General features: G+C 72.5%; 25 protein-coding genes. 14 read left to right on the top strand and 11 right to left on the bottom strand.

The genetic code is table 11. The features are described from left to right. Positions 1-305: 305 nt before the first annotated feature. Positions 306-482 carry a hypothetical protein gene (locus BIU97_RS17895; RefSeq protein WP_175472159.1) on the bottom strand — a complete coding sequence of 59 codons (177 nt, stop codon included), beginning with the start codon at positions 480-482 and terminating at the stop codon, positions 306-308. After that, positions 479-1,279, bottom strand: coding sequence for a class E sortase (locus BIU97_RS02430; protein ID WP_254782844.1), 801 nt, complete (start codon positions 1,277-1,279; stop codon positions 479-481). Before BIU97_RS02430 ends, BIU97_RS17895 begins: the two co-directional genes overlap by 4 nt. A gap of 93 nt (positions 1,280-1,372) precedes the next feature. Here BIU97_RS02430 and BIU97_RS02425 point away from each other — a divergent pair, with 93 nt between their 5' ends. The 7 genes from BIU97_RS02425 to BIU97_RS02395 all read left to right on the top strand — a co-directional run bounded on the left by BIU97_RS02425 (position 1,373) and on the right by BIU97_RS02395 (position 8,101). Next, positions 1,373-1,891, top strand: a complete 519-nt coding sequence (locus tag BIU97_RS02425; RefSeq protein ID WP_071296985.1) for a GNAT family N-acetyltransferase — start codon at positions 1,373-1,375, stop codon at positions 1,889-1,891. A gap of 61 nt (positions 1,892-1,952) precedes the next feature. Continuing rightward, positions 1,953-3,122, top strand: coding sequence for a CPBP family intramembrane glutamic endopeptidase (locus BIU97_RS02420; RefSeq protein WP_071296984.1), 1,170 nt, complete (start codon positions 1,953-1,955; stop codon positions 3,120-3,122). Positions 3,123-3,131: 9 nt separating this feature from the next. Next, complete coding sequence (gene recQ, locus BIU97_RS02415; RefSeq protein ID WP_071253597.1) at positions 3,132-4,982, top strand: DNA helicase RecQ; 1,851 nt, start codon at positions 3,132-3,134, stop codon at positions 4,980-4,982. Between the two features lie 88 nt (positions 4,983-5,070). Further along, on the top strand, positions 5,071-5,820 hold the full coding sequence (locus BIU97_RS02410; RefSeq protein WP_071253599.1) for a lysophospholipid acyltransferase family protein: 750 nt from the start codon (positions 5,071-5,073) through the stop codon (positions 5,818-5,820). A gap of 122 nt (positions 5,821-5,942) precedes the next feature. Beyond that, on the top strand, positions 5,943-6,290 hold the full coding sequence (locus BIU97_RS17890) for a hypothetical protein (RefSeq protein WP_071253601.1): 348 nt from the start codon (positions 5,943-5,945) through the stop codon (positions 6,288-6,290). A 214-nt stretch (positions 6,291-6,504) separates the two neighbouring features. After that, positions 6,505-7,161, top strand: a complete 657-nt coding sequence (locus tag BIU97_RS17885) for a M23 family metallopeptidase (protein ID WP_175472396.1) — start codon at positions 6,505-6,507, stop codon at positions 7,159-7,161. A gap of 91 nt (positions 7,162-7,252) precedes the next feature. Continuing rightward, positions 7,253-8,101 (top strand): NAD(P)-dependent oxidoreductase, encoded by an 849-nt coding sequence (locus tag BIU97_RS02395; RefSeq protein WP_254782842.1) that lies wholly within the window; start codon positions 7,253-7,255, stop codon positions 8,099-8,101. A 12-nt stretch (positions 8,102-8,113) separates the two neighbouring features. On the opposite strand, the gene BIU97_RS02390 is transcribed toward BIU97_RS02395, so the two are convergent. Both BIU97_RS02390 and BIU97_RS02385 read right to left on the bottom strand, forming a co-directional pair. Next, positions 8,114-8,317 carry a hypothetical protein gene (locus BIU97_RS02390; protein WP_071253605.1) on the bottom strand — a complete coding sequence of 68 codons (204 nt, stop codon included), beginning with the start codon at positions 8,315-8,317 and terminating at the stop codon, positions 8,114-8,116. 10 nt (positions 8,318-8,327) lie between these two features. Beyond that, positions 8,328-8,843: a MarR family winged helix-turn-helix transcriptional regulator gene (locus BIU97_RS02385; protein ID WP_071253606.1), complete on the bottom strand. Its 516-nt coding sequence runs from the start codon at positions 8,841-8,843 to the stop codon at positions 8,328-8,330. A gap of 131 nt (positions 8,844-8,974) precedes the next feature. On the opposite strand from BIU97_RS02385, the gene BIU97_RS02380 reads away from it, so the two are divergent. Further along, positions 8,975-9,868, top strand: a complete 894-nt coding sequence (locus tag BIU97_RS02380; protein WP_071253607.1) for an alpha-E domain-containing protein — start codon at positions 8,975-8,977, stop codon at positions 9,866-9,868. 33 nt (positions 9,869-9,901) lie between these two features. On the opposite strand, the gene BIU97_RS02375 is transcribed toward BIU97_RS02380, so the two are convergent. Beyond that, positions 9,902-11,239, bottom strand: a complete 1,338-nt coding sequence (locus BIU97_RS02375; RefSeq protein ID WP_368073077.1) for an MFS transporter — start codon at positions 11,237-11,239, stop codon at positions 9,902-9,904. Positions 11,240-11,244: 5 nt separating this feature from the next. Next, entirely contained in the window at positions 11,245-11,655 is a 411-nt protein-coding gene (locus tag BIU97_RS02370) for a MarR family winged helix-turn-helix transcriptional regulator (RefSeq protein WP_071296981.1), read from the bottom strand. A gap of 95 nt (positions 11,656-11,750) precedes the next feature. Between BIU97_RS02370 and BIU97_RS02365 the strand changes: the two genes are divergently transcribed. After that, entirely contained in the window at positions 11,751-12,503 is a 753-nt protein-coding gene (locus BIU97_RS02365; RefSeq protein WP_071253719.1) for an SDR family NAD(P)-dependent oxidoreductase, read from the top strand. 78 nt (positions 12,504-12,581) lie between these two features. Here BIU97_RS02365 and BIU97_RS02360 read toward each other — a convergent pair whose 3' ends face one another. The 3 genes from BIU97_RS02360 to BIU97_RS02350 are packed head-to-tail and all read right to left on the bottom strand — an operon-like array spanning position 12,582 to position 14,998. Then, positions 12,582-13,541 carry an acetamidase/formamidase family protein gene (locus tag BIU97_RS02360; protein WP_071296980.1) on the bottom strand — a complete coding sequence of 320 codons (960 nt, stop codon included), beginning with the start codon at positions 13,539-13,541 and terminating at the stop codon, positions 12,582-12,584. Positions 13,542-13,574: 33 nt separating this feature from the next. Continuing rightward, positions 13,575-13,844 (bottom strand): hypothetical protein, encoded by a 270-nt coding sequence (locus BIU97_RS02355; protein WP_071296979.1) that lies wholly within the window; start codon positions 13,842-13,844, stop codon positions 13,575-13,577. An 11-nt stretch (positions 13,845-13,855) separates the two neighbouring features. Next, positions 13,856-14,998, bottom strand: coding sequence for an inorganic phosphate transporter (locus tag BIU97_RS02350; protein ID WP_071296978.1), 1,143 nt, complete (start codon positions 14,996-14,998; stop codon positions 13,856-13,858). 87 nt (positions 14,999-15,085) lie between these two features. Here BIU97_RS02350 and BIU97_RS02345 point away from each other — a divergent pair, with 87 nt between their 5' ends. Next, complete coding sequence (locus BIU97_RS02345) at positions 15,086-15,958, top strand: alpha/beta hydrolase (RefSeq protein ID WP_071296994.1); 873 nt, start codon at positions 15,086-15,088, stop codon at positions 15,956-15,958. 312 nt (positions 15,959-16,270) lie between these two features. Next, positions 16,271-17,320, top strand: coding sequence for a lipoate--protein ligase family protein (locus tag BIU97_RS02340; RefSeq protein ID WP_071253616.1), 1,050 nt, complete (start codon positions 16,271-16,273; stop codon positions 17,318-17,320). Positions 17,321-17,333: 13 nt separating this feature from the next. On the opposite strand, the gene BIU97_RS02335 is transcribed toward BIU97_RS02340, so the two are convergent. Beyond that, entirely contained in the window at positions 17,334-18,875 is a 1,542-nt protein-coding gene (locus BIU97_RS02335; protein WP_071253618.1) for an AAA family ATPase, read from the bottom strand. Between the two features lie 138 nt (positions 18,876-19,013). Here BIU97_RS02335 and BIU97_RS02330 point away from each other — a divergent pair, with 138 nt between their 5' ends. After that, positions 19,014-19,343 (top strand): hypothetical protein, encoded by a 330-nt coding sequence (locus BIU97_RS02330; protein WP_071253619.1) that lies wholly within the window; start codon positions 19,014-19,016, stop codon positions 19,341-19,343. Positions 19,344-19,470: 127 nt separating this feature from the next. Further along, the gene (locus tag BIU97_RS02325) at positions 19,471-20,523 is read left to right on the top strand and encodes a BLUF domain-containing protein (RefSeq protein ID WP_071296977.1); all 1,053 of its coding nucleotides are present in this window, start codon (positions 19,471-19,473) and stop codon (positions 20,521-20,523) included. A 108-nt stretch (positions 20,524-20,631) separates the two neighbouring features. Here the strand turns inward: BIU97_RS02325 and BIU97_RS02320 are convergent, their stop codons facing one another. After that, positions 20,632-20,919: a GNAT family N-acetyltransferase gene (locus BIU97_RS02320; protein WP_071296976.1), complete on the bottom strand. Its 288-nt coding sequence runs from the start codon at positions 20,917-20,919 to the stop codon at positions 20,632-20,634. A 119-nt stretch (positions 20,920-21,038) separates the two neighbouring features. On the opposite strand from BIU97_RS02320, the gene BIU97_RS02315 reads away from it, so the two are divergent. Next, entirely contained in the window at positions 21,039-21,884 is an 846-nt protein-coding gene (locus BIU97_RS02315) for a DNA-methyltransferase (RefSeq protein WP_071296975.1), read from the top strand. The last annotated feature ends 74 nt before the right edge of the window (positions 21,885-21,958 follow it).

Genomic DNA, 21,958 nt, shown 5'->3' with positions numbered 1-21,958 from the left:
GGTCGCACCCGACATCTTCTGCTCACTCGATGCCGCCCCGAGCGCCGAGCGCCGAGTGCCGAGCGCCGAGCGCCGAGCCCCGAGCCACGAGCGCTCGACCGCCGCCCGAGCGCCGAGCGCCTGACATCGCGCGCCGAGCACTGCGCACTGAACGCCGCGGCCCTCGGTCCACCGGCGTCAGCGCCTCAGCTCGCAGCGAGTGAGCAGGACACGCCGCGTGCGCTCGTCGCACCCGACATCTTCTGCTCACTCGATGCCGCCCGAGCGCCGCCCGGCCGCCCGACCGCCGCCGAGCGCCGCCGGCGTCAGGGGGTCGGCGTCGACTCGACCGTGCCGTCGGGCGGCGGCAGGATGTCGGCGGCGATCCAGGGGAAGACCCACGTGAAGAGCACGTACACGATCGCGGCGAGCAGGATGACGAGCTCGAGCACCTTGAGGACGGTCGGTCCGGGCAGGAGCCGCCAGACCAGCGGGAAGATCATCGGGCGGTCTCCGCGAGTTCCTTCGGGGTGCCCTCGGAGGCGGGCATCCAGTAGTCGAGCTTGGCATGGGTGACGAAGCGTTCCGCGGCGGACCACATCGGGTGGCAGGCGGTGAGGGTGAGCCAGCGGTCCTTCGCGGAGGGTTCGACGCCGGGCTCGTTCGGGACCGGTGCGATGGTCTCGATGTGGTCGGGAGTGACGATCTGGCTGCCAGTGACCTTGTAGACGTACCAGACGTCGAACTTCTTCTTCGCGTCGGTGACCCGGACCACGACGGAGTCGCCCTTCTGCAGCTCGGCGATCTGGTTGAGCGGCTTGCCGTAGGTGACCCGGTGTCCAGCGACGGCGAAGTTGCCCGGGGCGCCGGGCATCGCGGTGTCCTGGTAGTGGCCGAGGCCGATGGTGTTGAGCACGCGTTCGCGGTCGGTGCCCTCGCCGATGGGGCGGTTGTAGTCCTTGCCGAAGCGGGGGATCTGCATGGTGCCGAAGACGTCGGTGACGTCCGGCGGTTCGGCGAGGACGGGGGCGGCGCCGCGGTGTTCGGTGCCGACCTCGTCGGGGGTCTTCAGCTGGTCGAGGCCCTGCACGAGTTTGGTCTGCTCGTTGACGGCGACGACGTCGGTCCACCAGGCGGTCCACACCACGTACAGGCCGGTCCCGGCGCCGGCGATGATGAGCAGCTCGGCGATCAACGACACGATCGCGCCGCCCACCGTCTGACGACGCCGCGCGGGTCGTCCGGAGCGTGCGCCGTCCCGTGCGCTGCGGCGCGACGGGAGGGTGTCGTGTGCGGTCACGGGGCTCCTGATCGGATGGTGGTCGGACAGGTCTATCAGATCACGGCGACGGCCCGGTGACGACGTTCTCCACACCCCCGTTACGGTGACGGGATGGAGTACCGCACCCGGCCGTTCCACCCGGACGACACCGAGCAGGTCGTCGCCCTCTGGGAGTCGTGCGGTCTCGTCCGTCCGTGGAACGACCCGCGCCGGGACATCGAGCGGAAGCGCTCGGTGCAGCCTGAGCTGTTCCTCGTCGTCGAGCGGGCGGGCACCGGGCCAGCCGATGCCGGACGACCGGCCGCCAGCCCAGCGGATGTCGGGCGACCGGCCACCAGCCCAGCGGCCACCGCGCCGTCCGGGTCGGCGATCGTCGCTGCGGGCATGGCCGGGTTCGACGGGCACCGCGGCTGGGTGAACTACCTCGCCGTGCAGCCCGACCTGCAGGGCTCCGGCCTCGGCCGGAGCCTCATGGCGGAGTTCGAACGGCTGCTCACGGACATGGGCTGCCCGAAGCTCAACCTGCAGGTGCGCGCCGGCAACGAGCAGGTGCTCCGGTTCTACGAGTCGCTCGGCTACGCCCCCGACCACGCGGTGTCGCTCGGCAAGCGCCTCATCCCCGACGACTGATCCGTTCGGCGTCCGGCGCCCGCACGGCTCGCGCCCCGGCCCGCCCGGTAGCCTGCACGGCGTGAGCGTTCCCTACCACCGCCTGCCCCGCGTCGACGCACGCTGGAGGTGGTGGCGCCCCCTCGTCGCCCTCGCCTTCCTGGCCGGGTGGTACCTCGTCTCGCAGGTCCTCATCGCGGTCGCGTTCTTCGTGCCGATCGGGGCGACACAGGGCGCCCAGGGGCTCATTGACCTGCAGGACGACCTGGCCGGCGGGGCGCTCGACCCCACCGACCCGCTCATCCTGTCGCTCTCGCTCGTCTCGCTCGTGGTGCTGCTGCCGGGCATCCTGCTCGCGGTGCGGGTCGCCCGCGTCGGCCCGGCCGGCATCCTGTCCTCGGTGCGCTTCCGGGTGCGCTGGGCGTGGACGGCCTGGTGCCTCCTGCCGACGCTCGTCATCGCGGCGATCATGTTCGTGGTGCAGACCGGCCTGTTCTGGGACGGCGGCATGATCACGACCGACGGCGGCTTCGCCTGGAACCACGACGCGATCGGACAGTCGACCGTCTCCCTCGGCACCCTGACCCTGACGCTGGTGCTCGTCGTCGCGCTCGTGCCGTTCCAGGGCGCCGCCGAGGAGTACATCTTCCGCGGCTTCCTCATGCAGACCATCGGTTCGTGGATCCCCCGGCGGGTCGGCGGGACCGTCATCGCTGTCGCGGTCTCGACCGTCGTGTTCGCCGTGCTGCACATCCCGAACGGCTACAACATCTGGGGCATCCTGGACGTCGGCTCGTTCGGCCTCATCGCCGCGATCATCGTCCTGCGCACCGGCGGGCTCGAGGCGACCGTCCTGCAGCACGCCTTCAACAACATCATGATCTTCGTGCTCCAGGCGCCGGGCTGGTCCGGGATCGACCTGTCGTCCGAGGACGCGAACGGCACACCGGGCGGTTGGCTCGTCACCCTCGGCACGTCGCTCCTGTTCTGGGGCATGGTCGAACTGCTCGCGCGGTGGCGTCGACTCGACCGCCGCTTCGCGGGCGCCGAGTCGCCCCGCTTCCGCGGCCCCGTGCCGGTCTGGGCGGGCGGACGCACCTGGCTCCGGCCAGGAGGCACGGGCTGGCAGGCCGCGCCGGCCGGACCCGGCCAGGCGGTCACCGCCACCGCCCCTGCCGCGCCCGACGAGGACGGCACGGGCGACGGTCCCGTCGCTGTGGACAAGCCCCAGGGTGTCGCCGGTCGCCCGTAGGCTCGTCCCATGAGCACCACGCCCGCGCCCGCTGCCGTGTCTGCTTCCCGTGGCGCTGCACTCGACGTGCTGCACCGGGTCTGGGGGTACGACGACTTCCGCGGCGAGCAGGCCGCCATCATCGACCAGGTGGTGTCCGGCGGCGACGCCCTCGTGCTCATGCCGACCGGTGGCGGCAAGTCGCTCTGCTACCAGGTGCCCGCCCTCGTGCGGGACGGCGTCGGGGTCGTGGTGTCGCCGCTCATCGCGCTCATGCAGGACCAGGTCGACGCCCTCGCCGCGAACGGCGTGCGGGCGGCGTTCCTCAACTCGACGCAGGGTCCCGACGAGCGTTCCCGGGTCGAGCGCGCGGTCGTCCAGGGCGAGGTCGACATGCTCTACCTGGCGCCCGAGCGGCTCCGGCTCGAGTCCACCCGCGCACTGCTCGACCGTGCCCGGGTCTCGCTGTTCGCCATCGACGAAGCGCACTGCGTCGCCCAGTGGGGGCACGACTTCCGACCGGACTACCTCGAGCTCAGCGTCCTGCACGAGCGCTGGCCGACGGTGCCGCGCATCGCCCTGACCGCCACGGCGACCCCGCAGACCCACCGCGAGATCTCCGGGCGGCTCGGCCTCGACGACGCCGCGCACTTCGTCGCCGACTTCGACCGGCCGAACATCCAGTACCGCATCGAACCGAAGACCGGCGCGCTGCAGCAGCTCCTGACGTTCATCCGGACCGAGCACAGCGGTGACTCGGGCATCGTGTACTGCCTGTCCCGCAACTCGGTCGAGCGCACCGCCACGGCGCTCGCGGAGCAGGGCATCCAGGCCCTGCCGTACCACGCCGGTCTCGACGCGAGGGTCCGTGCGCGCAACCAGTCGACCTTCCTGCGCGAGGACGGCATCGTCATGGTCGCCACCATCGCGTTCGGCATGGGCATCGACAAGCCCGACGTCCGCTTCGTGGCGCACCTCGACCTGCCCAAGTCGGTCGAGGGCTACTACCAGGAGACCGGCCGCGCCGGGCGCGACGGCCTGCCGTCGACGGCGTGGCTCGCCTACGGCCTCAACGACGTGGTGCAGCAGCGCCGCATGATCGACCAGTCCGACGGCGACGCCGCCCACCGCCGGCAGCTCAGCGCCCACCTCGACGCCATGCTCAGCCTGTGCGAGACGATCGAGTGCCGTCGCGTGCGCCTGCTCGCGTACTTCGGGCAGGAGAGCACGGCGTGCGGCAACTGCGACACGTGCATCGCACCGCCCGAGTCGTGGGACGGCACCGTCCCCGCGCAGAAGCTCCTGTCCACCGTCGTCCGCCTCGAACGCGAGCGCGGCCAGCGGTACGGTGTCGCGCACCTCGTCGACATCCTGGTCGGCAAGCAGTCGCCCCGCGTGCAGGAGCTCCGCCACGACTCCCTGGCGACCTTCGGCATCGGGTCCGACCTGTCCGAGGGCGAGTGGCGCGCGGTCGCCCGGCAGCTGCTCGCCCAGGGCTACGCCGCGGTGTCCGGCGACGGGTTCGGCACCGTGGTCCTCAGCCCGACGAGCGCCGAGGTCCTGACCGGCAAGGTCCAGGTACGGATGCGTCGCGACCCGGTCAAGGCCCCGCGCGCCGGTCGCAGCAGTCGGCGGACCGTCGTCACCGACATGCCGCAGGAAGCCGTCGGCCTGTTCGAGGCCCTGCGTGCCTGGCGTGCGGCACAGGCCCGTGAGCAGGGCGTGCCCGCCTACGTGGTCTTCAACGACGCCACCCTGCGCGGCATCGCCGCCGTCCGTCCGAGCGACGTCGACCAGCTCGCCGAGATCTCCGGCGTCGGCGCGGCGAAGCTCGAGCACTACGGCCGCGCCGTGCTCGACGTCGTCGCGGCGGCAGACTGAGCACGTCGGCGGCGGTCCATGCCCGTCCGGGCATGTGCTCCAGCGCGGGCTGATTACACTCGGAACCCCGCTGCCACGAGGAGGTCCGGTGTCCGGTTCGACGAAGTTCGCCACCGTGTTGAGCCGCGCCGTCGTGACGCCGCTGGCCCGCCTGCTCTGGCGTCCGCGGATCATCGGTCGCCGCAACGTCCCCCGCCGCGGTCCCGTCATCCTGGCGAGCAACCACCGCTCGTTCATCGACTCGCCGGCGATCACGCTCATGGCACCGCGCAAGGTGTCGTTCCTGGCGAAGCAGGAGTACTTCACGGGGACGGGCTTCCGTGGCGCGGTGTCCCGCTCGTTCTTCGGTGGCATCGGCGCGATCGGCGTGCAGCGCGGTGCGGGGGCGGCGGCACAGCAGGCGCTCGACCTCGGGCTCGAGCGGCTGCGTGAGGGGGAGGCCTTCGCGATCTACCCGGAGGGCACGCGATCCCTGGACGGCCGTCTGTACAAGGGCCGGACGGGCGTGGCCTGGCTCGCGCTGACGAGTGGTGCACCCGTGGTGCCGGTCGCGCTCACCGGGACCGAGCACGTCCAACCCGTCGGCTCGCGCATGCCGAAGCTCGCGAAGGTCACGATCGAGTTCGGCGAGCCGCTCGACCTGTCCACCTTCGGCGAAGCGTCGTCCGGCCGCGCGCGACGCCACGCGACCGACGCCGTGATGGCCGCGATCCAGGAGCTCAGCGGCCAGGAACCGGCGAACGCCTACAACAACCCGCCGGCGACGACGATCGTCGAGCGGGTGCGACGGGTGCTCCAGCCGGACGACCCGAACGTGGCCGCGGTCGACCCCGACTGACCCCACCCGCGCCCCGCTATTGCACATCTGAAATATTGCTGGTTGAATGACGGACGTGCCGATCGGCACACCTCCCGTCAGTGGCTCGCCCGATCCCGAGCCGCGCCCCACGACCAGATCGGATGGCCAGCAGCATGTCCTCCACCCCGCTCTTCGACTCGATCGCCCACCGGCACGACCACCCGCAGGCGGGCAGCGCCCCGTCACGGCCGCAGCCGGCCAGCGCGCCGACCTCGCCGCTCTCGGCCCCGGTCCGCGCGGGGGACTCGACGCTCGTCCCCGCAGCGCTCGTCGCGGCGATCGACGGCATCCCGGAGCGGGTGGCCTCGACCATCGCGACCGAGCTCACCGTCCGGCCCGAGCAGCTCGTGCTCGTCGAGACCGTCGCCGACGCGATCACCCGCGCGATCGTCGACGCCGTTGTCACCGAGCTCGACCGGATCGCCCGCGACGGCGTCGTGCGCGTCTGACCGCGGAGCCGACGGCACGATGTCCACGACCCCCGACGGCCTGCCGCTGCGCCCGCGCGGTGCCGAGCGGCGGGCTGCGAACCGGACCACGGCGTCCCCCGCCCGAGTCGCACGGCGCCGGCTCCGGCGGGACGCCTCCCGAACCGCCGGGGTGGCGGTGTCCCCTCCCGTCACCCCGGCTTCCACCGCACCCGGGCGGGGCGCGCCGGCTCCCGTGACGTCCTGCTTCCGCGGGCCGCTCCGGCGCACGCTCCCGGTCTCGGCAGCCGCCGCCGTCGCCTGCCTGTTCGTCACCGTCGGGTCGCCGCAGACCGCGGTGGCGGCCACCGACGAGCAGGCGCCCTCGATCCACCTCGTGCAGTCCTTCGTCGCCGACGGTGCTGGCCGCGCCAGCGTGGCCCGTGACGGTTTCTCCGTCGTCGGTGCGCCCGGGGTCTCGGTCCGCTCCGCGCCGGGTGGACCAGCGATCGCCGCGCGCCCCACCGTCGGCACCGTCCCCGCGGCCGGCGGGTTCGGGACGCGGTGGGTCGCCGGGTGCGGCGCCTGCTCGACGGTCCACCAGGGCATCGACTTCGCGGCGCCGACCGGGACCGCCGTGGTGGCCACCCTGCCCGGTCGCGTCGTGACCGCCGGGCCGCTCGGCGGCTACGGCAACCAGGTCGTCGTGCAGCACGCGGACGGCATGCAGACCCGGTACGGGCACCTGTCCGTGATCGACGTGCGCGTCGGCCAGCAGCTCGCCGCCGGGCAGCGACTCGGCGCGGTCGGCAGCACCGGCGTCTCGACCGGTCCGCACCTGCACTTCGAGGTCGTGGTCGCGGGCACCCCGGTCGACCCGGCGGTCTGGCTGCGGGACCGCGGACTGCTCTAGCCCGCGACCGTTCGCCGAGCACCGCCCCGGTCCGGCGCGCGTACCGTCTGACCGGCCGCGGCACGAGCGTCGCGGCAGGACGGAGACGCACGTGCGAGTGACGGTGTTGGGGACGGGAGCGATGGGGGCCGGGGTCGCGGGGTCGCTGCTCCGCGAGGGCCACGAGGTCACGGTCTGGAACCGGAGCGCCGACAAGGCCGCCCCGCTCGGCGACCGGGGAGCCGTCGTCGCCCACGACCCCGGTGATGCCGTCGAGCAGGCCGAGGTCGTGCTGCTGACGCTGTTCGACACCGACGCGGTCGTCGACGTGCTCGAGCAGGCCGCCGGCGAGGCGCCGACCGACGCCGTGTGGGTGCAGTGCTCGACGGTCGGGGTCGCCGGCACCGAGACGATCGTGCAGCTCGCCGCGAAGTACGGCATCACCCTGGTCGAGGCGATGATGCTCGGCACGAAGGCCCCGGCGGAGCAGGGCACGCTGACGATGCTCGCAGCGGGGCCCTCGGACGTGCTCGACCGGGTCGACCCCGTGCTCGACGCCGTCGGCGCGAAGACGGTCCGGGCCGGGGACGCCGTCGGTGCCGGCACCGCGCTGAAGCTCGCCGCGAACGCCTGGATCGCTTCCATCACCGCGGCCACCGGGCAGTCGCTGGCCATCGCCCGGGCGCTCGGGCTGGACCCGGGGCTCTTCCTCGAGGCCATCGACGGCAGTGCGAGCGACTCGGCCTACGCCCACACGAAGGGCGCCGCGATGCTCGAGGGGGCGTTCCCGGCGCAGTTCGCGCTCGACGGGCTCCGGAAGGACATCGGGCTCATCACCGCGGCCGCGCGCGACGCCGGGGTCACCACCACGGTGCTCGAGGCGCTCGGCCGCGTCTACGCGGACGCGAGTGCTGCGGGGCACGGCGGAGACGACATCGCGGCGGTCGGCACCGCGTTCTGACCCGGGTCGCCGTCAGCTCCGGCGGAAGAGCTCCCGCAGACGCTTCGTGAGCCGTCCGACGGCCTCGTCGTTCATGGTGTTCGCGAGGTCGAAGGCCTCGCGGGTGGGATCCGCTCCGCGCTCGATCCGCCGGAGCGCCGCCTCGGCCCGGGCGCGCGCGTCGAGCTCGGCGAGCGGCATGTCGTCCTCGGGGTCGTGCGTGCGGCGAGGCTCCATGGAGAGCAGGTTACGCGCGGGAGGCGTGGTCGCCCGTGTCGGCGTCCTCGACCACGCGCACCATCTCGTCGAGGAACTCCACGACGACCGCCATCTCGTCGACGGGCAGGTGCTCGGTGACCCCGAGCGCGCGGTTGTCGAGCTCCTCGATCACCCGCAGGGCGTCCCGCATCGAGGTACCGGTGGCGGTCAGGATGACCCCGCGACGGTCGTTCGGGTCCGGGTGTCGTTCGACGTGGCCGCTGCGGACGAGCCGGTCGACCAGGGCGGAGGTCGACGCTGCGGTGATCTCGAGCCGCTCGGCCAGGTCCTTCGCGTTCATCGACCGACCCTCGTGCTCGGCGTCGATGAGGATGCGGAGCGCGAGCAGTGCGTTCTCGCCGATGCCCAGCGCTTCCCGCGCACGGCGTTGCGCGGCGCTCTCGGCGCTGCGGTAGCGGCGGAGCGCGTTCAACACGTCGACAGCGGCGACCCCGGAGTCCCTGTACCAGTACCCCGCGGTGCCGGTCATCACCTCGGACGTCATGGTTCAATGCTAGACGCTCTAGTTAGATTGTCTAGCGAGCGCGGCCTCGGGACAGCCGCAACACCCGTGACGCGGTCCGGAAACACTCCCGCAACGCCCGCTCGTTAGGTTCTGGGCATGCAGGAGCAGCCGTGCTGAGCCGTCTCGCGGGCAACGTCTTCCACGTGGGGAGCGCGGTCGAGCGGACCGACGTCGTCGCCCGGTTGCTCGACGTGTACGTCGCGCGACGGGAGCCCGGCACCGTCGAGGACGACCGGCTCGTCGCGGCGGAGCTCCGGTCGGTGGTCGGCGCCGCCGGCCCCGGGGACGACGCCGACCGTGCGACGACGATCGACGGCCTGGCGCTCGACCGGCACGAGCCCGCCTCGATCGCGGCCGCCGTCGCGGTCGCGCGCGACCACGCCCGCCGCGCGCGCGAGGTCGTCTCGAGCGAGCTCTGGGACTGCCTCGACGTCACGCGGTCGCGGATGCCCCGGAAGGTCGCGCCGGACCGGGCGCACGAGTTCCTGTCGTGGGTGCGCGAACGGAGTGCCCTGGCGATCGGCGTGGTGGAGGGGGACGCCAGCCGCGACGAGGTCTGGGAGTTCTTCACGCTCGGCCGCTCGCTGACCCGCTGCGCGTCGACGGCGCGGTTGCTCGCCTCGGGGCTGATCGCGTCGGAGGAGATCACCTCGTGGGTGGCGGCCCTCCGGGCCTGCGGCGCGGGGGAGGCCTTCCTGCGGGGTCGCGACCACGCGCCCGTGCCGGTCGACGCCGCCGCGTTCCTGCTCCTCGACGAGCACAGCCCGCGTTCTCTGCGGTTCGGCGTACGTCGTGCCGCCGAGTGCCTCGACGACCTCGCGCCGTCCTGCGTCGACGACGAGGTCGCCGGGTTCGTCGAGGCGCGCGCCCGGCTCGACGCGGTGCCCGTGGACGCTGCCCTCGACGTCGTGTCCGAAGCGGGCGCCCACATCGCCGCTGCCGCGGACCGGGTGATCGTGGCGCTCGACGAACGCGTGTTCGCCGTGTCCGCCCCCGCACACTGAGCCGCGCGTCCCGAAGCCGGGTGCCCCGAGCGGTCAGACGGAGCTGGAGCGGTCCGTGACGGCCTCGTCGCGTTCGAGCTCGGCGCACAGTGCGGCCCGTCGGGTCGCGGGGTCGAGCACCGGGACGGAGGCGGTGACGGCGAGGTGCAGTCGGCTGTCGGCGTCGTACCGCAGCCGCAGGTGCTGGAACCGGACGAGCCACACGATCGCGATGGCCAGGGCGACGAAGCCCGACGCGGCGCCGACCGTGATCGCCCACCGCGGGCCCCAGGCGTCCGCGACGGCGCCGACGATCGGTGCCCCGATCGGGGTGCCGCCGGCGAAGATCGCCATGTAGAGCGCCATGACGCGGCCGCGCATCACCGGTTCGGTCGTCGTCTGCACGAGTGCGTTCGCGGTCGTCATGAACGTCAGCGCGGCCAGTCCGACGAAGACCAGCACGACGGCGAACGTCCAGTACGTCGGCGCGAGGGCGGCGGCGGTGCAGGCGAGGCCGAAGCCACCGGCCGCGAGCACGAGGGTGCGCATCCTCGGACGGTCCCGTCGCGCCGACAGCAGGGCGCCGGCGACCGAGCCGATCGCCATCACCGAGTTGAGCAGACCGAACTCGCCGGCTCCCTGGTGGAACTCGACCCGGGCCATCGTCGAGGTGAAGATCGGGAAGTTCACGCCGAAGGTCCCGACCACGAAGATCATGCAGAGGACGACGACGATGTCCGGCCGGGTGCGCACGTAGCGGAAGCCGGCGACGACCTGCCCCTTGCCGCGCTTCGCCCGGACCCGTTCGGCGAGCTGCGCCGGGTCGACGAAGCGCAGCGCGACGAGGACCGCCAGGAACGAGCCGGCGTTGATGACGAAGACCCAGCCGGAGCCGATCGCCGCGATGAGCACGCCGGCGACCGCCGGGCCGATGAGCCGGGCGGCGTTGAACGACGCCGAGTTGAGGGCGACGGCGTTCGCCACGTGCTCGCCCTGCACGACGTCGGAGACGAACGCCTGGCGGACCGGGGTGTCGAACGCGGCCACGATGCCGAGTGCCAGGGCGAAGCCGTACAGCGCCAGCAGGGTGGCGGTGTGCGTGAGGACCATGACGCCGAGCCCGAGGCCGAGCAGCCCCATGAGGGCCTGGGTCAGCATGAGCGTGCGCCGTCGGTCGAAGCGGTCCGCGACGAGTCCGGTCAGGGGCAGGAGCAGCAGCTGCGGGCCGAACTGCAGCGCCATCGTGATGCCGACCGCGACGGCGTCGTCGTCGGAGAGCTGCGTGAGGACGATCCAGTCCTGGGCGGTCCGCTGCATCCAGGTGCCGACGTTGGACACCAGGGCGCCGGCGAACCAGATGCGGTAGTTGCGGCCGGCGAGTGATCGGAACATGGCGCTCACGGTTGGGCCAGCCTCCTCATGATCTCGGTGGCGTCGGCGAGGGTCGCCCGCTCGGCGGGGGTGAGTGCGGCGAGCCGCGGGGTGAGCCAGCCGTCGCGGCGCCGTCGGGTCTCCTCGACCAGGGCGGCGCCGGTGGGCGTCGCGCAGAGCACCACCTTGCGGCGGTCGTCGTCGTGCCCGCTCTTCGAGACGAGTCCGCGCTCGATGAGCACCGCGACGGTCCGGGTCATCGACGGCGGGGTGACGCCGTCCTGGCGGCTGAGCTCGGCGAGCGTCATCGCGCCGTCGCGGTGCAGTCGTGCCAGGGCGGAGAACTGGGCGTCGGTGACGGCGGCGTCGGCCTTCTGCGCGCGGAGCGTCCGGGACAGCCGGTTCACGGCGATGCGGAGGTCGGTGGCGTCGGTCACGGGTCGTTAGTCTAGCTCATTAGTTCAGCGAACGAACTTCCCGGTCGGTGTACGCTGCAGACAGACAACAGGTGTTGCCGAGAGAGAAGGAGAACATGTCCGAGTTCGAGGGCAAGGTCGCGATCGTCACGGGTGGCGGCAGCGGGATCGGTGAGGCGATCGCGAAGGAGCTCGCCGCGGCGGGCGCGACGGTCGTCGTCACCGACATCAAGCAGGACGCCGCGCAGCGCGTCGTCGGTGAGATCGAGGCAGCCGGTGGCACCGCCTCGGCGTTCGAGGCGAACTCCGCCGTCGCCGCCGACAACGAGCGCATGGTGCGGTTCGCCGTGGACACGTACGGGGCCCTGCACCTCGCCGTGAACAACGCCGGCATCGGTGCCGCCCCGCAGCCCATCGGCGAGTACGACGTCGAGGCGTGGGACCGCGTGCGCGCGGTGGACCTGGACGGCGTCTTCTACGGGCTCCGCTACGAGATCCCCGCGATGCTCGCCGCCGGCGGGGGCGCGATCGTCAACATGGCGTCGGTGCTCGGCTCGGTCGGCATCGCCGAGAACGCCGCCTACGTCGCGTCGAAGCACGCGCTCGTCGGGCTGACGAAGGTCGCTGCGCTCGAGTACACGGCGCAGGGCGTCCGCACGAACGCCGTCGGCCCCGGCTTCATCGACACGCCGCTCGTGCGCGCGTCGCTCTCGCCCGAGGCCCTGTCGGCGCTCGAGGCCGAGCACGCGGCGAAGCGCCTCGGCACCGACACCGAGGTCGCCGCGCTCGTGCTCTTCCTGCTGAGCGACAAGGCGTCCTTCATCAGTGGCAGCTACCACCTGGTCGACGGCGGCTACTCCGCGCACTGACGCGCGTCGCGTGGTGGTCTGACGGGAGGCCCGCCCAGCGTGAGCCGGTCGGCTCGCGCTGGACGGGCCTCCTGTCCGTCAGGGCCGCGCGTCCGTCGCGGAGGCGCCCGTCAGGATCGCGTCGTGGGGGAGCAGGGCGTGCACGCCCCACGTGCGGTTCGCGACCTGCGTCACCCGCATGCTCACCGCGACGCTCGCCATGGCGAGCGCCTCGGCGCGGCTGGTGCCGTGCAGCGCGACGATCCAGTCGACCATGCGGTCGAGGGCCGTCGCGGTCGCGGCGTTCAGGTCGGCGTCGAAGCCGAAGGTGATCCGGCCCGCCGGGGTGTCCGCGTGCACGCCCTCGACCGGAGCCGTGTCGAGGAGCGTCAGCGTCATCGTGGTGGTCATGCCGCACTCGACGGCGGTGCCGGAGACCTCGCCGTCGCCCTGCGCCGCGTGCCCGTCGCCGACGGACAGCAGTGCGTCCGGCACCGTGACCGGCAGGTAGAGGGTCGAGCCGGCGACGAGCTCGCGGCAGTCGATGTTCCCGCCGCCGAGCGGTCGCGGCGGGATCGTGGAGTGCTCGCCGGTGGGTTCCGGCGGGAGCCCGACGACGCCGAGGAACGGCGCGGTCCGGACCCCCAGCCCGAGCTGGTTCACCGCGACGCCCCGCTCCGGGTCGATGTCCCAGAGGAGCGGACCGCGGGACGCCGGGTCGGTCAGCCCGAGCGCCCGGTTCACCGGGGTGTCCACTCCGCCGGAGCCGGTGTAGCCCCAGTCGTCCGGCACGAGGTCGTCGAACCGCACCGCGAGGACCGCCCCCGGCCGCGCGCCCGTGACCGCGATCGGGCCGACCAGGCAGTGGCCGCGGCGCGGGTCGATGAGCGTCGGGGCGTCGACGCCCGGTGCCGGCTGCCGCTCCGTGTACCCGGCGGCGCTCAGGGTGTGGACGGTGACGGTGTCACCCGGGGCGACGGTGAGCACCGGCCGGCGCTCGGCGGTGAGGACGTCGACGGTGGAGTCGGCGGTGGACTCGAGACGGTGGGTGGTCGGCACCCTCCGATCATCGCAGTCGCCGCACGTCCACCGTCAGTGGAACTGGGGGATGGTCAGCCAGATCCCGGTCAGGACCGCCGCGACGCAGACCGCGAAGCAGACCACCGCGCCCGCCAGCGCGGCCGGCGGGGCGTGGCCGGACCGCGGCGTCTCCTGCGCGTACCGGGTGCGCTCGCCGCCGGCGTCGACCGGCTGGCCCGTCCCGAGCAGGCGGAGGCCGAGCGTGTACACGAGCACCACGCCCACGGCCGACACGAACCCCACGACGGCGACCGTCGCGATGGCGGTGAAGTCGATGTCCATCGTCGTCCTCCTCAGTTCACGACCGCGGCCGGCTGGTCCGCGGTGTCGTCGGCGGTGACGTCCTCGTGCGAGATCGGCTTGCGCCTCGCGAGGAACCAGAACGTCAGCCCGGCGGCGAGGCCGAGCACCACGACGGCGACCAGGCCGACCGTCGAGCTCGCGGCGACGGCGGTGGCGAGGGCCCCGACGACCGCCGCTGCCGGCAACGTGACGACCCACGCGACGACGATGCGCCCGACGACCGACCAGTGCACGTCGGCGAGCTTCTTGCCGAGCCCGGAGCCGACCACCGACCCGCTCGTCACGTGCGTCGTGGACAGCGCGAAGCCGAGGTGCGACGAGACGAGGATCGTCGCAGCGGAACTCGTCTCGGCGGCGAAGCCCTGCGGCGACTGCACGTCGGAGATCTTCTTGCCGACGGTCTGCATGATGCGCCAGCCACCGGTGTAGGTGCCGAGGCCGATCGCCAGCCCGCAGGCCAGGATCACCCAGAGCGCCGGCCCGGTGCCGGCGTCCTGGTAGTCCGCCGCGATGAGCGTCAGCGTGATGACGCCCATCGTCTTCTGCGCGTCGTTCGTGCCGTGGGCGAGCGACACCAGCGACGCCGAGATCGTCTGGCCGTGCCGGAAGCCCGTCGCGGCACCGTGCGTGGTGGCGTTCTTCGTGAGCGTGTACGCCAGGTAGGTGGCCACGAGCGCGATGACCCCCGCGATGACCGGGGAGAGCACCGCCGGCAGCACGACCTTCGACACCACCGTCGACCAGCTCACCGAGTCGATGCCGGCGCCGATGATCGAGGCGCCGATGAGCCCGCCGAACAGTGCGTGCGTCGACGACGACGGCAGGCCGAAGTACCACGTGGCGAGGTTCCAGAGCACCGCCCCGACGAGCCCGGCGAAGATCATGGTCGGGGTGATCGCGATGCCGCTCTCGCCCTCGCGGATGATGCCCTGCGAGACCGTCTTGGCGACCTCGGTGGACAGGAACGCGCCGACCACGTTGAGGACGGCGGAGATGAGCACGGCGGTCCGGGGCTTGAGCGCACCCGTGGCGACCGACGTGGCCATGGCGTTGGCGGTGTCGTGGAACCCGTTCGTGAAGTCGAACACGAGGGCCACCACGATCACCAGCACGACGATGACGAGGACGTCCATGCGGAGGACGCTAGGCCCGCTCGGACCCCGCCGCGTGAACGCCGGGTGAACAGGTCGGCGGGTTCGTGCGTCTGCGAAGATGTGGCCGTGCCCACGTTCTCCGCAGCCCGAGGCGACGCCTCGTTCACCGACGCGCACGGCGTCGAGATCGTCTACTCGACCTGGCGTGCGGCGCGGCCGAAGGGCATCGTGCAGATCGCCCACGGTGTCGGCGAGCACGGGCTGCGGTACGAGCCCCTGGCGCAGGACCTCGTCCGTGCCGGGTACACCGTGCACGCCAACGACCACCGGGGGCACGGACGCACCGGCCTCGGGCAGTGGGACGGTGACCACGCGAAGCTCGGCCGACTCGGCCCCGGCGGGCTGCGCGCCGCGATCGCGGCGGTCGAGCAGATGGGTGCGGTCGCCCGCGCGGACACCCCGGGCGTCCCGCTCGTGCTGCTCGGCCACTCGTGGGGATCGCTGATGGCCCAGCGGATCGTGAACACGGCGTCGGAGGCGTACGACGGCGTCGTGCTCTCCGCCACCGCCTACCGGCTGCCCGGCTGGATGAACGGCGGCGACCTCAACGCCCGGCACGCCGGCTCCGGGCCGACGAAGTACGAGTGGCTCACCCGCGACCGCTCGATCATCGACGCCATCGCGCTCGATCCGCTCGCGGTCGAGGCCGACGTCATCGGGCTGTTCGGCCTGCCCGACACCCTGCGGCTGCTCGGCGTGCCGCGACGGGGGATCCCGCACGACCTGCCGATGCTGCTGCAGGTCGGGTCGGACGACACCCTCGGCGGGCCGCGCTCGGTCGAGCGGCTGGCGCAGGCGTACCGCCGACGCGGCCGGCTCTCCGACGTGACCGTGCAGGTGTACGAGGGCGCGCGGCACGAGGTCTACAACGAGACCAACCGCGACGAGGTCGTCGGTGACCTGGTCGCGTGGCTGGACCGGGTGGCGGCGCGAGCGTAGGGGGTTGTGCCGCGCGGGTGGCTGTTCCGCGCTGGTGCTGTTCCGCGCGTGGGTGGCTGTTCCGCGCGGGTGCAGTTTCGCGCGTGGGTGGCTGTTCCGCGCATGGGAAGGCGGATCGCGCGTGGTGAGCAGGAAGTTCCGGCCTCCTACGCGCGAAAGTGCTTCCCACTGTGGGTGCGATGGGTGGGAACGACGGACGGGAGGCCCGTGGCGGGGCCGACACGGGCCTCCCGTCCGGCAGGTGGGTGCGTGATGGCGGCCGGGGCGACGTGGACCGGCATGGACCTGTCCGCGCGGGCGTAGGCTCGTGGCGTGCACGGTGAGTACAAGGTCCCAGGTGGCAAGCTCGTCGTCGTCGACCTCGAGGTGGTCGACGGGGACGTCCAGGAGTTCCGGCTCGCCGGAGACTTCTTCCTCGAGCCGGACGAGGCGCTGGCCCGCATCGACGACGCCGTGAACGGTCTGCCCGCGACGACGGACGCCGCCGGCATCGCCGCGGCCGTCCGCGCAGCGCTCCCCGCCGACGCCGTCCTGCTCGGCTTCACGCCCGAGGCCGTCGGGGTCGCCGTCCGCCGGGCGCTCTCGCGCGCGTCGTCGTGGCAGGACTACGCCTGGGAGATCGTCCACGAGGGCCCGATCAGTCCGAACGAGCACCTCGCGCTCGACCAGGTCCTCACCGAGGAGGTCGGCGCCGGCCGCCGCGGTCCGACCCTGCGCATCTGGGAGTGGGACCAGCCGGCCGTCGTCATCGGGTCGTTCCAGTCGCTCAAGAACGAGGTCGACCCCGAGGGCGCGGAGAAGTTCGGCATCGAGGTCGTCCGGCGCATCTCCGGCGGCGGCGCCATGTTCATGGACGCCGGGGCGGTCATCTCGTACTCGCTGTACGTGCCGAGCGACCTGGTGCAGGGCATGACCTTCGCCGACTCGTACGCCTACCTGGACGAGTGGGTGATCGAGGCGCTCAAGTCGCTCGGTATCGAGGCGTCCTACCAGCCGCTCAACGACATCACCTCGACCAAGGGCAAGATCGGCGGCGCCGCGCAAAAGCGCCTCGGCACCGGCGCGCTGCTGCACCACGCCACCATGAGCTACGACATGGACGGCGAGAAGATGGTGCAGGTGCTGCGCATCGGCCGCGAGAAGATGAGCGACAAGGGCACCACCTCGGCTGCGAAGCGCGTCGACCCGCTGCGCTCGCAGACCGGGCTGCCCCGCGCCGAGGTCATCGAGCGGCTCATCGGCACCTTCACGAAGCTCTACGGGGCGACCGAGGGGCACGTCACCGAGGCCGAGCGCGAGCGCGCGCAGGAACTCGTGCGGACCAAGTTCGCGACGAAGGAGTGGCTCGAGCGGGTGCCGTGATCGGACGTTCGAGTCACGACCCGGGCTGATCGTCCTCGTCTTCGGGATCGCGGAGGACGAGGTCGACGCCGGCCGCGGGCTGGTCCGCGCGGAGGGCGATCTGCTGTACGGGCGCGATGTACGAACCGCTGAAGGTGATCTCGTCCTCGTCCTCGTCCTCGTCCTCGTCGGGCTCGTCGGTGTCGTCGTCGGAACGGGTGCCGAGCAGCTTCCGCGTCAGGGCGCTCCGCTCGGTCAACAGCGAGTCGAGTGCCGAGAGCAGGTCGGTGTCGTCGGGTTCCGCTCCGCGCAGGGCGGCGGCGAGGACGCTCCGGCGCATGAGCTCCTTCGCGAACGAGCCGGTGGTGCCCGCGGCGCGCTCCGCCGCCACCGCGAGGGCGTCGTCGGAGTACGGCAGCGAACCGGCGTACCGGCGGAAGAGCCGCGTGCGCTCCGGCAGGTCCGGCAGCGGGATCTCGACCGCCAGGTCCACTCGGCCGGGGCGGTCCGCCAGGGCCCGTTCGAGCACGGACACCCGGTTCGTCGTCATGACGAACGCGACGTCGGCATCGCCGTCGAGACCGTCGAGGGCGTCGAGCACCTCGAACAGCAGTGGCTGCGGGGAGCTGTGGCGCTCCATCGCGACGAGGTCGATGTCCTCCATCACGACGAGTGAGGGCTGGAACGTCCGGGCGATCTCGGCCGCGGCCCCGATCGCGGCGATGCTCGACCCGGTGAGCAGGACCGCCGTGACGCCCTCGGTGCGGGCGAGCAGGTGGCGGATGGTCAGGGTCTTCCCGGTACCGGGCGGGCCGTAGAGCAGGACCCCGCGCTTGAGGTGCTGTCCGGCGGCGAGGAGCGCCTCGCGTTGCTCGCCGATCCCCACGACGTGGTCGACGACCTCGTCGAGCACGCCGTCGGCGAGCACGACGTCGTCCGCGGTGACGTCCGGTCGGCGCAGGAAGGTCGCGCCGGCATCCGCGCCGTACTCGGACTGCACGAAGGACAGCACCTGCCCTCGCAGCACGCTGCGTTCGATCATGAGCGCGCGGAACCGGCGCAGGAACGCGGCCACGACGTCCTGGTCGGAACCGAGGACCTCGATCGTCGCGCTCCCGCGGCCGTACTCCGGCTTGGCGGACCGCTGCACGACCGCGATCCGCGCGCCGTCGAACGTCAGGAGTCGGAGCCCGAAGGACACCACGCGACGGGTGTCGTCCGGTCCCGTCGCCCGGTCCGAGTAGCTCACCGGGCCGACGGCCCACCGGGTGCTCGGGTTCGCGATGAACTCGCTGACCGAGCTGTGGAACCGGCTGTCGTCTCCGGCGATCCCGAGGAGGGCGTCGGGGTCGTCCCCCGCGAGTTCCGCGAGGGCGACGTCCGCGTCGACGAGCCGGTGGTCCGGCAGCTCCTCGGTCACGACGGGAACGGATCGCGGGTCGACGCCGAGGTGGTCCCGCACCCGCTCGCCGAGCGGCGTCAGGACCGTCTGCTGCTCGGACCCCACGAGTTCGTTCGCATGGTCGATGTAGCGGGCGATCGCCCGCATGAGATCCCGGTCTGCGTCGTCGAGCACGTCGCCATCTTGGCACCGCGGGGTCCTTGGAGGCCAGGGGACGGTATGCAGCACGTCTCGGTGCACCCGACCTGCGAATGGTGCACATCACCCGCGCGGCGGATGTCCCGTCGCGGTCCGCCACGTAACGTCGCTGCCGTGAACTGGTTGATCTTCCTGGGGGCGGTGGCCGCGCTGGCCGTCGTGGTGTGGATCGCCGACCGCGTGGGGTGGATCGACCTGTCGAACAAGTCCACGCGCAGCGGCGGATCCGGTGGTGCGATCGGGATGATGGACGAGGTGTTCGCGCCGACCCGTCACGAGACGCAGGCCGAGTACGAACGGCAGTCGCGCCTCCCGAGAGAGGCACCGACACCGGCGGACGACGACCACGACCTGCTCAGCGGGAGCGTGCTCATCCGGGTGCCGACGGTGCGGAGCACCGGTCGGCACGAGGCGCGCGTCGGGACGCACGACCGCTCGTACTGAGCACGCGCGAGCAGACGGGGCGGGCGACCGATCTCCCCGTCCGCGGCCGCAGGGGTTGTGGGGCGACGGACAGAGGGGTTCACTCGACAGGGCAACGCGTTCCGGCGAGCGAGGGAGACCAGGACTGATGCGTTCGATCGTGTACAGCAGCACACAGACCCGTCCGATCACGGACACCGAGCTCGCACAGATCCTCGCGGTGGGCCGGGAGAAGAACACCGCCCTCGGGGTGACCGGCATCCTCGCGCACAAGGAGGAGAACTGCCTCGGGATCCTCGAGGGAGACGACGAGACCGTCGCCGCGCGGTTCGAGCAGGTGCGTGCCGACCCGCGGCACACGAACGTCCGGGTCCTGGCGGACGAGTCGGTCGGGCAGCGGTCGTTCCCGGACTGGTCGATGGCGTTCCAACCGCTGGATCCGCTGCTGCAGCAGGTCCCGGGCTTCAGCGACCTCTTCGCCCCCGACCACGCACTCGACCCGTCGGCGGGGGTGACCCGGGCCCGTGCACTGCTCGAGTGGTTCCGGAAGCACCCGCTCGCCCCGTTGACGAGCCGGACCGCCGAAGCGGACGAAGCCCCACGGACGCGTGCGATCAACGGTGCGATCACCGCGCTCCACGACGGCGGCGTCACGAGGTTCACCCTCGAGGTCGCCGCTGAACGTGCGGGGATGAGCGTGGCCGAACTGCAGGAGGTGTTCCCGTCGGAGCCGGCGCTGCTCGCGGCGACGGTGGAGCGGTGGACGCAGGCGATCTCGGCGCCGCTGGTCCCGTTGATCGCGGAGAAGGGCACGGTGGCGTTCCTGCACGCCCTGCTGGCCGCGCAGGCGGAGGAGCCGGGGCTGATGGAGCTCCTCGCCGCGAGCCTCGCGTCGGCAGCCGACCCGACGGCGGACGGCGCCGACTACCACCGGTCGACGTACCGCCGGTTCCGGCAGATGATCCGGGACGGTCTCGCCGCGGACGTCCGCGACGGCCGGGAGCCGGGGACGATGGACCCGATCCGGGGAGCGCAGCAGCTCCTGGCGCTCCACGACGGTCTCCGCCTGCAGGCACTGCTGACCGCGGACACGGACCTCGTCGACGCCTTTGACCGGGCCGCGACCCGGATGCGCCGCGGGTGGTCCGAGCAGTACGAGCAGCCCTCTTGGTGGGACGTCCCCGTCGAGGGGACCCGCTGACGGACCGAGCCGGTGGCTCACAGCTGCCGGACACCGCGCGGGACGGGTGATCGCAGCCGGCCGGTCGCGTCGCGGTCGCGTCCTCGCCGAGACCGGTCCCGGTGCGCGTCAGCGCGTGGTGAGCTCCTGGTAGTCCGGGTGGCGCTCGATCCAGGCGTGGACGTAGCTGCACTGCGGCACGACACGGAGCGAGGACCCGGACCGGAGGTCGTCGAGCGCGTGCTGCACGAGGATCGACGCGTGTCCGCCACCGCGGTGCGCCGGGTCGACCTCGGTGTGCACGAAGCGGATCTCGTCGCCGTCGACCTCGTACGCAGCGAAGCCGATCACCTCGCCGTCCTCGACGAGGGAGTACTGCTGCTTGTCGGTGTCGTTCCGGACCTCGGGTGCTGCCATGCCGTGCACGCTACGCCCGGGTGCGGTCGCTCGCTGGGTCCCGGCTGGGTGGCGCGGGGTGCCGCGGGGGTGCGGCGGGTGCGGCGTCGGCCGTGGCGTCCCGTGCGGGACAATGGACCGTGCACACGGCAGACGATCGCGGCCCCGACCGCGTGGTCCACGGCGACGCGCTCGACGTCGTCCCCGCGTACGCCGACGGCTCGTTCACGCTCGTCTACCTCGACCCGCCGTTCAACACCGGGCGCTACCAGCGCCGGCACGCCAGCGCCGCGGTGCCGTCTGCCGACGGGCCGGTGATGGGGTTCCACGGCCGGACCTACGAGCGGGTCCGCGGCGACCTGATGCGGTTCGACGACCGGTTCGAGGACTACTGGTCGTTCCTCGAGCCCCTGCTCGTCGAGGCGTGGCGACTGCTGGCGGACGACGGCACGCTGTACCTGCACCTCGACTACCGCGAGTCGCACTACGCCAAGGTGCTGCTCGACGCGCTGTTCGGTCGAGAGTCGTTCCTCAACGAGATCGTCTGGGCCTACGACTACGGCGCGAAGTCGAAGTCCCGCTGGCCGACCAAGCACGACACGATCCTGGTGTACGTGAAGGACCCGGCGCGCTACTGGTTCGACTCGACGACGGTGGACCGGGAGCCGTACATGGCGCCGGGGCTCGTCACGCCGGAGCAGCGCGAGCGGGGCAAGCTGCCGACCGACGTCTGGTGGCACACCATCGTGTCGCCGACCGGCAAGGAGAAGACCGGCTACCCGACGCAGAAGCCCGAGGGGGTGCTCCGCCGGATCGTGCAGGCGTCGTCGCGCGAGGGGGACTGGGTGCTCGACTTCTTCGCCGGCAGCGGCACGACGGGTGCGGTGGCCTCGGCGCTCGGCCGGCGGTACGTGCTCATCGACGACAACCCGGCGGCGATCGAGGTCATGCGGAAACGGTTGCCGGGGGCGTTCTTCGAGGGGTGACCGCGGGCGGCTGAGCGGGTTCGGGCGCATGCGGGGCGGCGGCGCGGTGGCGCGGTGCCGCAGTGCCGCAGTGC

The organism is Curtobacterium sp. MCBA15_009 (assembly GCF_001864895.1).
GTDB lineage: Bacteria > Actinomycetota > Actinomycetes > Actinomycetales > Microbacteriaceae > Curtobacterium.
The sequence above is the reverse complement of the archived record's forward strand: the minus strand, read 5'-3'. Positions and strand labels throughout refer to the sequence as shown.